11 protein-coding genes, 2 tRNA genes and 1 pseudogene are annotated in these 15,226 nt (G+C 69.9%); 7 read left to right on the top strand and 7 right to left on the bottom strand.

Going from position 1 to position 15,226, the window contains the following annotated elements; genetic code table 11:
* The first annotated feature begins 253 nt into the window (after positions 1-253).
* Both ACIO1C_RS04270 and ACIO1C_RS04265 read left to right on the top strand, forming a co-directional pair.
* A complete protein-coding gene (locus ACIO1C_RS04270; protein WP_401858392.1) occupies positions 254-913 on the top strand; it encodes a SigE family RNA polymerase sigma factor in 660 nt (219 codons plus the stop codon).
* Between the two features lie 193 nt (positions 914-1,106).
* Complete coding sequence (locus ACIO1C_RS04265) at positions 1,107-2,753, top strand: long-chain fatty acid--CoA ligase (protein ID WP_401858389.1); 1,647 nt, start codon at positions 1,107-1,109, stop codon at positions 2,751-2,753.
* A gap of 36 nt (positions 2,754-2,789) precedes the next feature.
* On the opposite strand, the gene ACIO1C_RS04260 is transcribed toward ACIO1C_RS04265, so the two are convergent.
* Positions 2,790-7,604, bottom strand: a complete 4,815-nt coding sequence (locus tag ACIO1C_RS04260; RefSeq protein ID WP_401858387.1) for a PAS domain-containing protein — start codon at positions 7,602-7,604, stop codon at positions 2,790-2,792.
* A 335-nt stretch (positions 7,605-7,939) separates the two neighbouring features.
* Positions 7,940-8,455, bottom strand: a complete 516-nt coding sequence (locus ACIO1C_RS04255; RefSeq protein ID WP_401858385.1) for an SSI family serine proteinase inhibitor — start codon at positions 8,453-8,455, stop codon at positions 7,940-7,942.
* 221 nt (positions 8,456-8,676) lie between these two features.
* Here ACIO1C_RS04255 and ACIO1C_RS04250 point away from each other — a divergent pair.
* Positions 8,677-8,767: transfer RNA gene (locus ACIO1C_RS04250), tRNA-Ser, on the top strand.
* Between the two features lie 199 nt (positions 8,768-8,966).
* Positions 8,967-9,039 (top strand) — tRNA-Arg (locus ACIO1C_RS04245).
* Positions 9,040-9,325: 286 nt separating this feature from the next.
* Here the strand turns inward: ACIO1C_RS04245 and ACIO1C_RS04240 are convergent.
* Both ACIO1C_RS04240 and ACIO1C_RS04235 read right to left on the bottom strand, forming a co-directional pair.
* On the bottom strand, positions 9,326-10,213 hold the full coding sequence (locus tag ACIO1C_RS04240) for a protein kinase (protein WP_401858382.1): 888 nt from the start codon (positions 10,211-10,213) through the stop codon (positions 9,326-9,328).
* Positions 10,214-10,283: 70 nt separating this feature from the next.
* Positions 10,284-10,726: pseudogene (locus ACIO1C_RS04235) on the bottom strand (hypothetical protein).
* A gap of 160 nt (positions 10,727-10,886) precedes the next feature.
* Between ACIO1C_RS04235 and ACIO1C_RS04230 the strand changes: the two are divergent.
* Positions 10,887-11,630 carry a helix-turn-helix domain-containing protein gene (locus ACIO1C_RS04230; RefSeq protein WP_401858379.1) on the top strand — a complete coding sequence of 248 codons (744 nt, stop codon included), beginning with the start codon at positions 10,887-10,889 and terminating at the stop codon, positions 11,628-11,630.
* A gap of 2 nt (positions 11,631-11,632) precedes the next feature.
* Positions 11,633-12,103, top strand: a complete 471-nt coding sequence (locus ACIO1C_RS04225; RefSeq protein ID WP_401858376.1) for an NUDIX domain-containing protein — start codon at positions 11,633-11,635, stop codon at positions 12,101-12,103.
* A 278-nt stretch (positions 12,104-12,381) separates the two neighbouring features.
* Here ACIO1C_RS04225 and ACIO1C_RS04220 read toward each other — a convergent pair whose 3' ends face one another.
* From ACIO1C_RS04220 to ACIO1C_RS04210, 3 genes are all read right to left on the bottom strand, one after another.
* Entirely contained in the window at positions 12,382-12,648 is a 267-nt protein-coding gene (locus ACIO1C_RS04220; protein WP_401859100.1) for a helicase-related protein, read from the bottom strand.
* Positions 12,649-12,820: 172 nt separating this feature from the next.
* Positions 12,821-13,672 carry a helix-turn-helix domain-containing protein gene (locus ACIO1C_RS04215; protein ID WP_401858373.1) on the bottom strand — a complete coding sequence of 284 codons (852 nt, stop codon included), beginning with the start codon at positions 13,670-13,672 and terminating at the stop codon, positions 12,821-12,823.
* Positions 13,673-13,687: 15 nt separating this feature from the next.
* The gene (locus tag ACIO1C_RS04210; protein ID WP_401858370.1) at positions 13,688-14,446 is read right to left on the bottom strand and encodes a DUF6879 family protein; all 759 of its coding nucleotides are present in this window, start codon (positions 14,444-14,446) and stop codon (positions 13,688-13,690) included.
* 253 nt (positions 14,447-14,699) lie between these two features.
* On the opposite strand from ACIO1C_RS04210, the gene ACIO1C_RS04205 reads away from it, so the two are divergent.
* Positions 14,700-15,200 (top strand): hypothetical protein, encoded by a 501-nt coding sequence (locus ACIO1C_RS04205; protein ID WP_401858367.1) that lies wholly within the window; start codon positions 14,700-14,702, stop codon positions 15,198-15,200.
* The last annotated feature ends 26 nt before the right edge of the window (positions 15,201-15,226 follow it).

Raw genomic sequence — 15,226 nt, 5'->3', positions numbered from 1 at the left:
CGCGGCGGTGGTCCGGTCTTCCGGCCCCGTCGCGCAGGACGTCGTCGTCATTCCGGCCGGGTCCTGACCCGGTCCTGACCCGGCCCGTCCCGGCCCCCGGACCCCGCCCGCCCGGCGCCTACCCTGACGGGCCACGTCACCTGTTCTCCACCTTCAGGAGGTGGAGCCGGCACCACCCCTACACCCTGAGGCGGAGACAGCTTCGGGACCTGGGGCCGATCCCCTGGCGGGGCCCCGCTCCTAGCGTGGAGCCATGACCACGCCCGTCTGCACAAACGCCTCCACAGCCGTCAAAACGACCGCCTTTCCGCCCCACTCGGCGCACGCAGCGCACACAGGGCACACAGGGCACACGGCCCACACAGCGCACCCGCCCCACACCCCCCGCCCCGCGCACACGGCCCGTGCGGCCTACGCGCCCTACGCCTCGTTCTCGTCGTACGTCCGCGCACGCGGCCCCGTCCTGCTCCGTACGGCACGCTCGCTCACCGCCAACCCGAGCGACGCGGAGGACCTGCTCCAGACAGCGCTCACCAAGACGTATGTCGCCTGGGACCGGATCGAGGACCACCGCGCCCTCGACGGCTACGTCCGCCGCGCCCTGCTCAACACCCGCACGTCACAGTGGCGCAAGCGCAAGGTCGACGAGTTCGCGTGCGACGAGCTGCCCGAGCCGGTGGGGCTGCCCGAGCCCGATCCGGCCGAACAGCAGGTGTTGCACGACGCGATGTGGCGGGCGGTGATGAGACTGCCCGACCGCCAGCGGGCGATGGTGGTGCTGCGGTACTACGAAGACCTCAGCGAGGTGCAGACCGCCGAGGTGCTGGGCGTCTCGGTCGGTACGGTCAAGAGCGCGGTCTCGCGGGCGCTGGGGAAGCTCCGGGAGGATCCCGAGCTGTCGCCGGTGCGTTGAGCGCGCCCTTTCCCTTCTTGATCTCCCGTCCCGCTCCCCGTCCCGCTCCCCGTCCCGCTCCCCGTCCCGCTCGATTTCCCGTCCCGATTCTTCTCCCGGTCGACTCCCGGGTAGTGACATACCGCGCGGTATGTGCGCAGAATCCTCCCAGCACCAGCGCCACGCAGTGTCAGCGCCGACCGGGAGGACGCCCGTGCTCAGCACCATGCAGGACGTACCGCTAACTGTGACCCGCATCCTGCGCCACGGGATGACCATCCACGGAAAGTCGCAGGTCACGACCTGGACAGGGGAGGACGAGCCGCAGCGCCGCAGCTTCGCCGACGTCGGCGTACGGGCGACACAGCTCGCCAACGCCCTGCGTGACGGCCTCGGGGTCACCGACGACGAGCGTGTGGCCACGCTGATGTGGAACAACGCCGAACACGTCGAGGCGTACCTCGCCATCCCGTCCATGGGCGCGATCCTCCACACCCTCAACCTCCGCCTCCCGCCCGAGCAGCTGGTCTGGATCGTCAACCACGCCGCCGACCGGGTGGTCATCGCCAACGGCTCCCTGCTGCCCCTGCTGGCGCCTCTCCTCCCGCACCTGCCGACCGTCGAGCACGTCGTCGTCTCCGGTCCCGGCGACCGCACCCTCCTCGACGGGGCCAGGGCCCACGTCCATGAGTACGAGGAGCTGATCGCCGGCCGTCCCACCGCCTACGACTGGCCCGAGCTGGACGAACGCGCCGCGGCCGCCATGTGCTACACCTCTGGCACCACCGGTGAGCCCAAGGGCGTCGTCTACTCCCACCGCTCCATCTACCTGCACTCCATGCAGGTCAACATGACCGAGTCGATGGGGCTGACCGACCAGGACACCACCCTCGTCGTGGTCCCTCAATTCCACGTGGCGGCCTGGGGGTTGCCGCATGCCACGTTCATGGCGGGCGTCAACATGCTGATGCCCGACCGTTTCCTCCAGCCCGCGCCCCTCGCCGACATGATCGAGCGCGAGAAGCCCACGCACGCCGCCGCCGTCCCGACCATCTGGCAGGGGCTCCTCGCCGAGGTCACCGTCCGGCCGCGCGACCTGACCTCCATGGCCCGCGTCACCATCGGCGGTTCGGCCTGCCCGCCGTCGCTGATGGAGGCGTACGACAAGCTCGGTGTACGGCTCTGTCACGCGTGGGGCATGACCGAGACCTCGCCGCTGGGCACGACGTCCAATCCGCCCGCCGGCCTGACCGCCGAGCAGGAGTGGCCGTACCGCATCACGCAGGGCCGCTTCCCGGCCGGCGTCGAAGCACGCCTCGCGGGCCCCGACGGCGACTTCCTGCCATGGGACGGCGAGTCGGCCGGTGAACTGGAGGTACGGGGTCCGTGGATCGCCGCGGCGTACTACGGCGGCGCGGGCTCCGAACCGATCAAGCCCGAGGACAAGTTCAGCGAGGACGGCTGGCTGCGGACCGGTGACGTCGGTGTCATCAGCCCCGACGGGTATCTCACGCTCACCGACCGCGCCAAGGACGTCATCAAGTCCGGGGGCGAGTGGATCTCCAGCGTCGAGCTGGAGAACGCGCTGATGGCCCACCCGGAGGTGGCGGAGGCCGCGGTGGTGGCCGTACCGGACGAGAAGTGGGGTGAACGCCCGCTGGCGACCGTCGTCCTCAAGGAGGGCGCGGGCGCCGACTACGCGGCGCTCAAGCAGTTCCTCGCCGGGCGGATCGCCAAGTGGCAGCTGCCCGAGCGGTGGGCGCTGGTGGAGTCGGTGCCGAAGACGAGCGTGGGGAAGTTCGACAAGAAGGTGATCAGGGCGCGCTACGCGGCGGGGGAGTTGGACATCACGGTCCTGTAGGCGGGGAGGCGGGGAGGCGAAGAGTGGGACGGGCGCTCAGTTCGTCCCGATCTTCGCGAGCAGTTCCACGATCCGGGACTGCACCTCGTCGCTCGTGGACCGCTCGGCCAGGAACAGTACGGTCTCCCCCGACGACAGCCGCGGCAGCTCCGCCGGGTCGATGCCGGCGGAGGTGTAGACGACCAGCGGCGTACGGTTCAACTGGCCGTTCGCGCGCAACCAGTCGATGATCCCGGCACGCCGGCGGCGTACCTGCATCAGGTCCATGACCACCAGGTTCGGCCGCATCTGCCCGGCCAGGGCCACGGCCTGGTCGTCGGTGGCGGCCCGTGCGACCTGCATGCCGCGCCGCTCCAGCGTGTCCGTCAGCGCGAGCGCGATCTCGTCGTGCTCCTCGACCAGGAGGACACGCGGGGGGTGCTGTTCGCTGTCGCGGGGTGCCAGGGCCTTGAGGAGTACGGCGGGGTCGGCGCCGTACGCCGCTTCCCGCGTCGCCTGTCCCAGGCCGGCCGTGACCAGGACGGGGACCTCGGCGGCGACGGCGGCCTGGCGCAGGGACTGGAGCGCGGTACGGGTGATGGGGCCGGTCAGGGGGTCCACGAAGAGCGCGGCGGGGAACGCGGCGATCTGGGCGTCCACCTCCTCGCGCGAGTGCACCACCACCGGGCGGTAGCCGCGGTCGCTCAGCGCCTGCGAGGTGGAGACGTCCGGGGCGGGCCAGACGAGCAGCCGGCGCGGGTTGTCGAGGGGCTCCGGGGGGAGTTCGTCGTCGACGGGGCGCGGCTGGGGGCGGTTGGCCACCTCGACCGCGCCGCCGGGACCGTCCAGCGGCTGGGGTCCCTCGGCGCCCTCGTCGGGCGCCCCTATCGCGTACGAGCGTCCCTCGGGGTGGGCGGTGGAGAGGCGGGAGGAGCCCTGGGGGTGGGACCTCTGGTTCGCTTCGGGGTGGTCGCTGTCGGGCGGGGTGCCGAGCTTGCGGCGGCGGCCGGAACCGAGGGTGCCGGACTGGCTGCCTTGGGTGCCCTGGCCGCCGTGGGTGTCTCCGTGGCCCTGGCCTTGGCCTTGGGTGTGGGCGAGTCCTTGACCCTGGCCCTGGCTCTGGCTTTGCAGGGCTTGGCCCCGTCCCTGGCTGTGGCTCTGCTGGTGGGCCTGAGCCTGCGCCGGTGTCTGTGGTGTTGAGGGGGCATGCGGCTGGGCCGGTTGGCCCTGCTGTCCCGGGCCCGGCACCAGGCTCTGCCCGCGCCCTTGGGTGGGCGGGCTGTGCTGGGCAGCGGGCTGGGCGGGCTGCTGCTGGGAGAACGGCACACCCTGGCCGAGCGTGCGCACGTTGAAGGCGCGGCCCTGGGTGGAGTCCGGGGACGGTGCCTCTTCCGGCAGGGGCTGGGCGGGCGGGAGCGGCTGATGGGCGCCACGCCGCGCGAGCGGCGGAGCGGCCGATTCCGAGGCGGAATGGTCGGGAGCGGGAGCGGGAGCGGGAGCGGAAGCCGGATCAGCGGGGGGCGGCGGGGTCGGTACGCCGCCGGTGTCGCCGTCCGTACCGTGCGCCCTGAGGCCTTGGCCCCCCGCCGTGTCCTGAGCCGGCCGGGGGTCGTCGGGCCAGCCGGGCGGTCCGACCATCGGGCCGAAACCGGAAGGCGTCGCGGGTCCGTCCTGCCCGTTCGCGACCGGGCCGTTCCCGAGTCCGTGGCTCCGGCTCGGGCCCTGGCCGCTTCGGCTTCCGCCCGAGCCGTGGCCGGCGTCCGCCGCCCCCCACTGGTTCCCGTTCGGGTCGAACGACATGGCGCCGGTGTCCAGCTGGACGGGCATCTCCATCGAGTCGTCCGTGCCACCGCCGACATCCCTGCGCGCCCGCCGCCCGGACGGTACGCCCTGCGCCTGCTGCGGTGTGAGGTCGGCGGCGTCCGGATCCGTACGTACGGCATGCCCCGCGGAAGCGGGCGCCGGTACGGCGTCCCGGTGTACGGGGTCCTGGTGTACGGCGTCGTGCCGGCGGTCCCGCAGTGAGTCGTCCGGCGCGCTCGCGGCCGGCAGGCCGCGCGCGGGCGCCGGGGACCCGGCCGGGGCCGGGGCCGGGGTGCGGTCGGCGTCGGCCGGCGGCAGCGCGAAGGGGCTGCGCCCGCCTTCCGGTTCGGGCGGTACGGGCGTGTGCCGCTCCTGCGCCGGAGCGAGCGCCCGGCGCGCACGGCGCCCGGCGTTCGGAGCCCCGCCCGCGGGGGCGGTGGGCACCCCCTGGTGCGGTACGGGCAGGGGCGCGGGCATCCCGGCGGGAGCCGACGCGTAAGAGGGGGGTACGGGGCCGGCGGGACCGGCCCCGGAAGGACCGGCGGCCCCGGAAGGCGCCGACGGCGCTGGGGGAGCGGACGGACCGGCCGGCAGCGCCGGCATCGCGTTCTCTCCGCCGCCGCGCCGCGCCCGCCGTCCCGTTCCCGCCGCCGAGGCGGCGTCCACGGGCACACCCTGAGGCGGTACGGCCTGGCCGAGCGCCGCGCGCCCGGTCGGGTGCGACCCCTCGGCGGACGTGACCACCGCCCCCTCGGACGGCACACCGGCCGGGCCGGCCGCCCCGCCCGACAGGGCCACGGCCGACCCAGGAGCCACGGACTGTCCCGCCGGCCCCGACCCCGGCCCCTGCCCTGCCCCGGACCCCGACGCCACCGCCGCGTCCTCGGCAGGACTCGGCCGCCCGCGCCGACGCCCCGTACCACCGTTCCCGCTTCCGCCCCCGGACCCGCTTCCGCCCGCGGGCCCGGTCTCGGCGCCGCTGCCGCCCTCGCCGCCCGGCCCGCCGTCTCCGCCGTGCCCGCCGGAATCCTGCGCCGGGATGAGGTCCTGCTGGGCGTCCGTACGCGCCCGGCGCCGCCCGGTCGGCTCCCCGGCGTCCGGCACGTCCGGCACCGCGGCCTCCAGGAACGCGTCCGTGGACGCCCGCCGTGCCCGCCGCCTGCCGCCGCCGGAGGTCCCGGGCCCCTGCTGCTGAGCAGGCACAGAAGCCTGCCCCGCCTGCCCAGCGACTCCCGCCTGCCCGGCGACTCCCGACTGGTCCGCCACCGGCCCCGTCGTCCCCGCCGCCCCGTGCACGGACAGCTCCGACGACGAAGACACCGCAGCCGGTGCGGGCACGGTCGGAACCGTCCCCGCGCCCTCGCCCAGCGGCAGTTCCAGTACGTACGCGCTGCCGCCCATGCCCGGCATCTCGTGCGTCTGGAGCACCCCGCCGTGCGCCCGTACGATCCCGCGCACGAGCGGCTCGTGCACCGGATCGCCCCCGGCGAACGGGCCGCGCACCTCGATCCGTACGACATCACCGCGCTGCGCGGCGGCCACCACGATCGTCGAGTCGACGTACCCGCCGCCCCCGGCCACCAGCCGCGCCCGGCCCGTGGAGTCGACCCCGGCCACGTCCGCGATCAGGTGCGCGAGCGCCTGGGCCAGCCGGCCCGGGTCCACCTCGGCCTCGATCGGCGGGGCGTGCACGGCGAACTGCGCCCGGCCGGGGCCGATCAGCTCGATCGCGCCCTCGACGCCGGCCGCCACGACGGCGTCGAGCAGGACGTTCGCCTTGGCGAGCCCTTCCGTACCGTCGTCCAGCCGCTGGTAGCCGAGCACGTTGTCGACCAGCGTGGTCATCCGGGCGTACCCGGCGGCCAGGTGGTGCAGGATCTGGTTGGCCTCGGGCCAGAGCTGTCCGGCCGGGTCGGCGGCGAGTGTGGCCAGTTCGCCGCGCAGCTCCTCCAACGGCCCGCGCAGGGCCTCGCCGAGCACGGCCGTCAGCTGGGCGTGCCGGGCCGCGACCTCGCCGTACCGCTCCGTCAGCTCCTCGATCTCGGCCGCGTACCGGTCGCTGCGGTCCGCCAGCTCCGCCGCGTGCCGCTCGGCGCCCTCGTCCAGCTCGGTGGTGAGGCGCTCGGTCGTCTCGATCAGTTCGCCGGTGAGCTGCTTCTTGACCTTCGCCAGCTCGGCGGTGAGGCGTTCCGTGGCCTCCGCCAGCTCCGCCGCGTGCTTCTTCTTCGCCTCGGCCAGCTCGGCGTCGTGCTGGTCGACGAGTTCCTCGTGCGCCCGGCGGTCGGTGAAGGTCATCACGGCGCCGACGAGCTGGTCGCCGTCCCGTACCGGCGCGGTCGTCAGGTCGACGGGCACCTGCTTGCCGTTCTTCGCCCACAACACCTGCCCGCGCACCCGGTGCTTGCGGCCGGACCTGAGTGTGTCGGCGAGCGGGGAGTCCGCGTACGGGAACGGCTCACCGTCCGCCCGCGAGTGCAGGATCAGCGTGTGCAGCTCACGGCCGCCGAGGTCGGTGGCGCGGAAGCCGAGGATCTGGGCGGCGGCGGGGTTGACGAGGACGACCCGGCCGTCCGTGTCCGTACCGACCACGCCTTCCGACGCGGCCCGCAGGATCATCTCGGTCTGGCGCTGGGAACGGGCCAGTTCGGCCTCGGTGTCGACCGTGCCCGACAGGTCCCGTACGACCAGCATGAGCAGCTCGTCGCCGGTGTAGCTGTGGGAGTCGGTGTACGCGTCCCGGCCGTCCTCCAGGCTCGCGCTGGTCACCTCGGCGGGGAACTCGCCGCCGTCGGTGCGGCGCGCGACCATCCGGGTCGGTTTGGTACGGCCGCGGGAGTCGGCGGAGTCGGGGCGGCGCATGGAGCCGGGGATGAGCTTGGAGTCGAACTCGGGCAGCAGATCGAGCAGCCCGCGCCCGACGAGGGCCGTGCCGGGGGTCTCGAACATCTCCAGCGCGATGGTGTTGGCGTTGACCACCGTGCCGTTGGCGTTGACGAGCACCAAGCCGTCGGGGAGTGCGTCGAGTATCGCCGCGAGACGAGCAGCGCCCCGGGATGGCCTGCTACTCACGACGACGCTTCCTCCCTGACCTGCTGCACCTTGCGGACGGCCGAGCCCATCTTGCCTCTCGGGTCTCGGCCTGTCACGGGAGGGAGTCTAAAGGCTGGGGAGGGGGCCGTGGCGGCGGATGAGGGGGAGCGCACCCGAAGAAGGGGCGCGCGAGACCCACCCGCCGACCCCTGGCCCGCGCCCCCTCGTCCGCCGATGTCCCCATATGGGGGCGCGTGGGGAGGAGTTGGGGGTGGCGGGGGTGTGGGATCCGGTGGTGGAGGATCAGCGGATCTACTCAGGATCCGCTGATCCTACGAACCGACTGCGGCGGCCAGGTTCTAGGTGGCCAGGCCCTACGAAGCGGCGGGGGCGGGCAGGATCGGCTCCATCGTCTTCCAGCGGGCGATCTCGCAGCCGTTCTTGCGGTTGAACGTGGCGTCCACGTTCCTGCCCCGCCAGATGCCGGTGACGCGGGCGGTGGCGTCACCGCCGTACTGCATGGTGCACATCTGGTCCTTGGCCACCGGCGCGAACGGGTCCTGGTCGCTGCCGGCCAGTTCCGTCAGCCGGTCGCACGCGGCCTTCGCCTTGGGGTGCGTGCCGCCGACCGGACCGCATTCCAGTTTGAACGAACCATCCGCCCGGGTGACGCCCGAACCGGCGACGGTGACGGTGAACGAGTCGGGCCGCTCCTCCAGGAGCGGCAGCGGAAGCGGCGCCAGCCGGCCGAGGGGGGAGGCGAGCGGGGAGGCGGCGGAACCGGCGGCGACCGGCCCGGCGAGAGCGCCGGAGGCGCCGGAGGCGGCGGGCGCGAGGGCGGTGAGCGCGGCGACGGACGCGGCGGCGGTGAGGACGAGGCGGCGCAGCATGAAAGCTCCTGACGGGTTACGGATCCGGGGGCGGCCCCCGACACGTCTAACGCTCGTCGGGCCCCGGCGTTGCGCAACCGGAGACGCGTGGCCAGGATGCGCCACTGGAGATGCTTTGCTCTGCGCCCCGCCCGCCTAGTACCGTGAGCGGCGATTGGTGAGAGCCCACCCGGCTGTGTCATCATCTGCACGCACCGTCCGCGCCCGCGCGGTGGTGTGCTGGAGGCGTCGCCTAGTCCGGTCTATGGCGCCGCACTGCTAATGCGGTTTGGGCCTTAAAGCCCATCGAGGGTTCAAATCCCTCCGCCTCCGCGCATGCACCACCCGAAGCCCCGGCCACCCGGCCGGGGCTTCACCCGTTCCCGGAGCCCGCCGACCCACTCCGTGACCCCTGCTTCACAGGCATCTCCGCAGGTCAGCCCCGGTGTGACTAATGGATTTCACCTGGCGCCACAGGTCATGTAATGTTGTTCTCGCAACGCCGCCCGGGCAGAAAAGCCCGGAACGCCAAGCACTCGTAGCTTAACGGATAGAGCATCTGACTACGGATCAGAAGGTTGCAGGTTCGAATCCTGCCGAGTGCACAGCACGTCAAAGGCCCTGTGGAGTGATCCACAGGGCCTTTGGTTTATGCCTTGACGGCAGTGTTGGACGGCAATGGCCTTCGGAGCGGATCGGACGGCTACGGGGACGACGGCCGCACCGTCATCCTGCGTCCTAGGACTTCCATGATCATGCGAGCGTCGGCGCCGTGTCCGTGGAGGCTGTGACGATTGGAAGACGTGTGGCTGAGGCCGGCGGGGGTCGCTGGAGACACACGTGACGGGTGCTCGTTCGGCGCAGCCGCCGTCGTGGCGGACTTTCGGTGGCTCACGCCAGGCCCCCTCTCCAATTCGAGAACAGGGAGCCGGGATTGCGGCAGCGCCTGAGGGCCTTGCCGACCTCGTAGATCGTGGGCCTGTCTTCGGGCGCCAAGCTGAGCATGGCGTCGATCAGTTCGCCCAGCTCGCCATGGACCCTCACCGGCCGGCGCTTGCCACTCGCAACGGCTCGTCTCTGCTCAGGGCGGGGTGCGTCGTCCGGGTATTCGACGGCCCGCCAACCCGTGGCGGAAATGAGCAGGGACGCGCCGAGCGCATAAACATCGGCTTCCTGCGTCGCCTCAGCCTCTCCGGTCGCGAGCACACTGCGCGCGATCTCTGGTGCTTCGTAGTGGACGAGGCAGCCGCGGAACGGGAAGTCGTACCACTCGGGGATGTGCCCACCCCGCGCCAAGGCCAGGTCGATGAGGTGAGTGCGTTCCGGCCCGATGATGAAGTGCGCGGGCTGCACGTCGCCGTGGGCCCAGCCCTTGGCATGCAGTTCGGCCAGTGCCTCCACGCAACCGAGGGCCACGCTGGTGTGCGGTTCAGTACGAGAGTCCGTCTCACGACAGGGCTTCCAGAGCGCGTAGAGATCAGGCCCCTCGCGCCACGGCTGGAAATTCCAGGTGCCCCACTCCCCTTCGCCGTACGCGAAGTCATCGAAGCCGATCCGGTGCAGCACGGCGCCTTCGCGGGCGGGGGCGAGCGCAGTCCAGGGTTGGGCGGGCCAGTCGGCCGTGGCTTCGATCGGATATCCGATCTTCACGGCGTACCGCCCCCGATGGCTCTCAACCTCCCAGACCATGGAGCCCCGGCGATTGACAACCAGGCGCTGAGCCTTGGGCCTGAGCGCGTCGAGCACGACGATCGGCAGTTCAGAAGGTGTCCCTGACAACGTCTGTTCCCCTTCCGGGCAACGCGGCCAACCCCGTATCGAGGTCGACCACGCCGCTGGTGTTGTGTCGCTACGCCTGACCGTACGGACGGCCGCAGTCCGAGTCGCACTGCGCGAGGTTGGTGCCGTCCACGGTCCAGAGGTCGTCGAAGACCATCAACCCGGCCGCCTTCATCGCCTGTGCGGAGGCAGCGACCCTCTCAGGGTCACGCCCGCCACCGTCCGGCTTCGGGTTGTGGTGGAGAAACGGCCGGCGACCCGCTGGCACAGGTCGGCGTACTCCTTCGTGTGCAGGACGAGCGCGTGCAGACCGAGGTCCACGTCGTCCGACGGGATCATGGGGACGGTTGCGGTCGCGGCGGCGACCACGAAGGCCACCGCCTGGTCTGCGATCCGCTCCGCCCGGTCGGAGGACTGCCCGTTGTGGACGACCACGAAGTGCGTGAGGCTCTCGAACAGCTCCTCACCAGCCACCGTGCGCCCGGTCCTCTGGTCATTGGCCGTTGCTGTCATGTGAGTGCTCCTTGGTTGTCGCTGTGCTCTGGTACTCATCCGCACCCGAGCATCAAGCTGCTCGTCGGGACGTCGGAACCACCGCGGAGCCCCAGTTGGGGACGTCCCGCATCGGATAGAACGTCCCTGATGCCGTCCCCAGGTCTTAGGAGAGATCGCAATGCCGAACGAGAGGTTACGAGCTGCCATGGCAGCCGGCGGCTGGACGTACAGCGCCCTCGCGGACAAGGTCGAAGTCGATCCCAAGTCCGTCGAGCGATGGGTCAATCAGGGGCGAACGCCGCGTCGTGCAACGGCCGTTCTGGCTGCGGAAACGCTGGGAGAGGACATGCGCGCCCTATGGCCGGCGCTCCGACAGGCTCGCCCTGCCCGCGCTGTCACTGCGGAACTTGTGGCTCTGTACAACAAGCGGGCGGACATCCCCGTGTCCACCTATGTGGACATGCTGACCCAAGCCCGCGAACACATTGACGTGTTGGTGTACGCGGCCATCTTCCTGCATGAGGCGTATCCGCAGCTCAATGACTTGCTGCGCGAGCGAGCTGGGGACGGGTGTGCGGTCCGCATCGCGATCGGCGACCCGGACAGTCCTCATGTGCAACAGCGCGGCGAGGAGGAGCGGTTCGGGCACGGAATCGAGTCTCGATGCCGACTCGCACTCATGCACTACCGCCCTCTTGCCGGGACACCTGGCGTCGAGGTGCGGACCCATGCGACCACGCTCTACAACTCGATTTATCGTGCGGATGACCAGGCGTTGGTCAACGCCCATGTATGGGGAGTGAACGCGTATGGCGCCCCGGTGTGGCACCTCCGCCGCAGCGATTCGGGCGGAATGTTCGACACCTACGCCGGCAGCTTCGACGCCGTGTGGGACACAGCGACACCAGTAAGAGAAGAGTGACCGTGGCACGGACTGAGTACTACGACGACCCAGCGGCACCTGAGCCGAACACCATGGTGGTCGCCGCGTCCGCCGTGGTTACCGACGACGAAGGGCGCCTGCTCTTGCAGCGTCGGCGGGACAGCAACCTTTGGGCTCTCCCCGGCGGCGGCATGGAGATGACCGACTCACTTCCCGGCACGGCCGTCCGGGAGGTGAAGGAGGAGACGGGTCTGGACGTGGAGATCACCGGGCTCGTGGGCACGTACACCGACCCTCGCCACGTCATCGCCTACTCGGACGGTGAGATACGCAGACAGTTCAACGTTTGCTTCACCGCTCGCGTGGTCGGCGGCCGGCTCGCGATCTCGGACGAGTCAACGGAGCTGCGCTTCGTTGAGCCGGAGGAAATCGACCATCTGCCGATGCACCACACGCAGCAACTCCGGATCCGTCACTTCCTGGAGCACCGTGAGCAGCCTTACCTCGGCTGATCTCGTTAGAAGATCAGGAGAAGCGGCCGCTCTCGATCGGTCCGTAGACAGGACCGATCGAGGGCGGGAAGCAACTCGGTGAGGTCGCACCTGACTCTGACGAAGATCTGGCGGCGGGAGAAGGGGACCGGATTTATACCGCGCGCAGATTCACCCCTCCCGGTTTGCCGAGTAGGTTGGCGAGTTCGTTTTGCTTGCGCTGTAGGTCGGTGATGGTTTCGCGCACAGAATCGTCTGCAAGAGTTGCCAAGACTGCCGGGTCGATTGATTCGATGGTCTTAGCTGTGGCATTCAGTGCCTTGGTCAGCAGGGGGAATGAAGAGGCGGGCTGTAGTCTCGTCTTCCTGGCCTCGAGTGCGAACGAATCGCCCAGTTATCTGGATGAAGAACATTTGTGTGCGGATGTTAGGGGCGTAAACGGCAACGGCGAGACGCGGAATGTCGACGCCCTCCGCTATCATCTGCACAGCAACAATCCATCGACTGTCACCCTCGGAAAATCTTTCGATGACCTTCGTTGCCTTAGGCTCATCGGATACGGCGATAGCCGGTCGTTCGCCCGTGAGTTGCTCAAGGATGTCGCAGTACGCGTAAGCCTCCTGCTGACGCGCTGCAACTACCAGACCACCTGCATCAGGGGTTTCGATTAACGAGCGACGGCCGCCTGACCGGTCGGATGCCGTGAATGGTGATCGTCGACGTTCGGACGTATCGGCCTCAGCGTGAGATCAAGGCCCGTCTCGCCGCGCTGATGAGGTTCTGCGCGTCAACGCCGTACACCGCGGACTCCCGGAGCGTCTTCCAGGTCCGCAGATAGGTGTCCACGCCGGCTTCGTCGTCGATCCACAACTCCGCGTGCCAGTTCTCAACGATCACCTGGCGGTCGTCGTAGATCCAGAAGGCGGTGGCTGGGGGGATCTTGAGGGAGGCGGATATCGGGATGATTCCCAGCTCTACGGTGTCCAGGCCGACGGCTCCTGCCAGGCGGTCGAGCTGGGCCGCGAGTACCGGCGGCGGACAGATCAAGGCATGAAGGGCCGCCTCCCACATGATGAGATGGAAACGCTTCGAGGAGTCGTACAGCGCCTCTTGCCGCTTCATGCGGGACTGCACCGCTTTCTCGGTGTCGCGCGGCGAGCGCTGGAGTTCTGCGTATCTCGTGAAGATCGATCGGGCGTAGTCCGGCGTCTGGAGAATTCCGAAGATCATGGAGGACTCCCAGCCACGGAACACGGAGGCGTCGGCGTGAGCGCTTAGGTGAGTGTCCTGGACCGCCTTGTGTCCCGAGGCCAGCTGCCGTCGCCATGACCGGATGTGGGACTCGAAGCCGCGGAGGCGCGCGAGCAGCTCGTCCTGCGCCTCGGTCTGGCCGGTTGCCTCCGCCCACTTGCGCGGGTCATCGGGCGTAGGAGTCTGCCTGCCGTTCTCCAGCCTGCTGACCTTGGACTTGTTCCACCCGCACTGCTCGGCGAGCTCCGTACCGGTGAGCCGGCCCCCAGGGGCCGAGAGCCGGAGTTCGCGCAGCCGTACCCCGAGTGCTTCCCGTGCCTGCTGGTAGTCCGTGCTCACCGATACGCACCTGCCTCAGTCCTTCTTCGCGATCAACCGGGCCGCGAACTCCTCGTACGGGATGGCATGATGCAGCGCCGCGTCGCGCGCCATGACGTACCGCAGTACTGCCGCAGGCTCCGTGATCAGTTCGACGTCGACCAGGTTGTCGGCGTCGTCAAAGTTGAGCAGCGCGACCAGCCGGGAGTCGAAGAGCCAGAAGTCTTCGGCGGGCAGGCCGAGCGTGTCGGCGTCCGCTCGCCGGAGATTGAGGATCTTCTCGCCGACGGCGCTGTTGCGACGTGCGTTGTCGAGCAGATAGAGCTGGGCGGCCGTCGGCGGGTTGTCGACGAGGCGGACACGCTCGAACCGCTTGCCGAGCGCGGTCTGCTCGCGGCGTTCCGCGCACCATTCGGCATCGACTCCCTCCCAGTTGACCGGCTCCTTGCGAGTGAACTGGGCGTAAGTCTCGGTGAGTTCGTCCGACGCGTAGCGGCGGCGCGTTTCCAGGCGCCACGCTGTGTGCTCGAAGTGGGTGAAGAGTCCGTCGAAGTCATCTAATCCGATGATGTTCGGCATGCGTGTGACCTCCTTGGGGCCGAAGTCGACAAGCAGTTCGCGCGGCACCACGATCGGCACCTCACCCTCGTTCAGGTGCCGGAGCTGGGCGACGTCGTCGGGGTCGGTGAGGCTCGGACCGTGCACGATCACGTCACCCGTGTCCAGGTCTTCGTAAACGGCCGGGCACCCGTTGACGCCGCTGCCCGTGCCGTTGAAACGCAGCCGTCTGACCATGATCTCGTCCTTCCTCTGGGACTGATCTCCCAAGATTTCCCGAGGTCAACGTGCCACGTCCGGGGTTTGTCGGCCCGTATCAGCAACCTCGCGCAACATCGGAGGAGGCTGGAGCAACTTCGCGCAACTCCCCTGGCGCACACGATCTTCCCTTCCTTACCGTCCCCTTCATGGCTGCTGCACACGAGTTGCAGGACGTCGATTCTCTCGCCGCCACCGAGTCCTTGAGGGCGGCCCTTCGAAGGAGTACGCCATGACCGCCATCCTCGACCGGCCTGCGAACATCGGCACCCGGGACCCGAAAGCACTCCTCAACGCCGTTCAGCCCCATGTCAAGCACCTGACGATCAACGTGCTGGACAGCGGTATGACCCTGTGGGAGCGCGAGGTCGCCCTACTGCTGCGCGACCACATGATGGTCCGCGCCATGGCCGAGCGGATCCTCGGCAACGCCGTCATGTACGCCATCGGCTGCATGGAGCACCCAGAGGTCCACCTCGGAGTCGGCAAGCTTGTCGACATCGGCGTTCATCAGCTCATCCTCGACACGCCCGTGTGGTGGGCCCTGTGCGACGTGTACAACGAGAGTCGCTACAAGCACCACGCGCCGTTCATCGAGCGCCGTCGCGACGGCCTGTGCCTGCGCACGGCGGACTTCCTGGAGTCCATCGGCTTCGACATCGACGAAGAGCTGTGGGCGATCGACGGCGCGGACTGCTCGCCGTGCGACAACAAGTTCCCCGACAGCCACTGAACGGTCCTGCGCCGGCCCTGGTCCTC

Source organism: Streptomyces sp. NPDC087420 (assembly GCF_044744165.1).
Lineage (GTDB): Bacteria > Actinomycetota > Actinomycetes > Streptomycetales > Streptomycetaceae > Streptomyces.
Note: the sequence above shows the minus strand (reverse complement) of the source record. Positions and strands in the feature narration are given on the sequence as shown.

Excerpts from the sequence above, each read along its gene's own strand:
- ACIO1C_RS04255 (WP_401858385.1), bottom strand. The coding sequence starts at position 8,455 with ATGCTGCGCCGCCTCGTCCTCACCGCCGCCGCGTCCGTCGCCGCGCTC.
- ACIO1C_RS04270 (WP_401858392.1), top strand. The coding sequence starts at position 254 with ATGACCACGCCCGTCTGCACAAACGCCTCCACAGCCGTCAAAACGACC.
- ACIO1C_RS04210 (WP_401858370.1), bottom strand. The coding sequence starts at position 14,446 with ATGGTCAGACGGCTGCGTTTCAACGGCACGGGCAGCGGCGTCAACGGG.
- ACIO1C_RS04230 (WP_401858379.1), top strand. The coding sequence starts at position 10,887 with ATGCCGAACGAGAGGTTACGAGCTGCCATGGCAGCCGGCGGCTGGACG.
- ACIO1C_RS04205 (WP_401858367.1), top strand. The coding sequence starts at position 14,700 with ATGACCGCCATCCTCGACCGGCCTGCGAACATCGGCACCCGGGACCCG.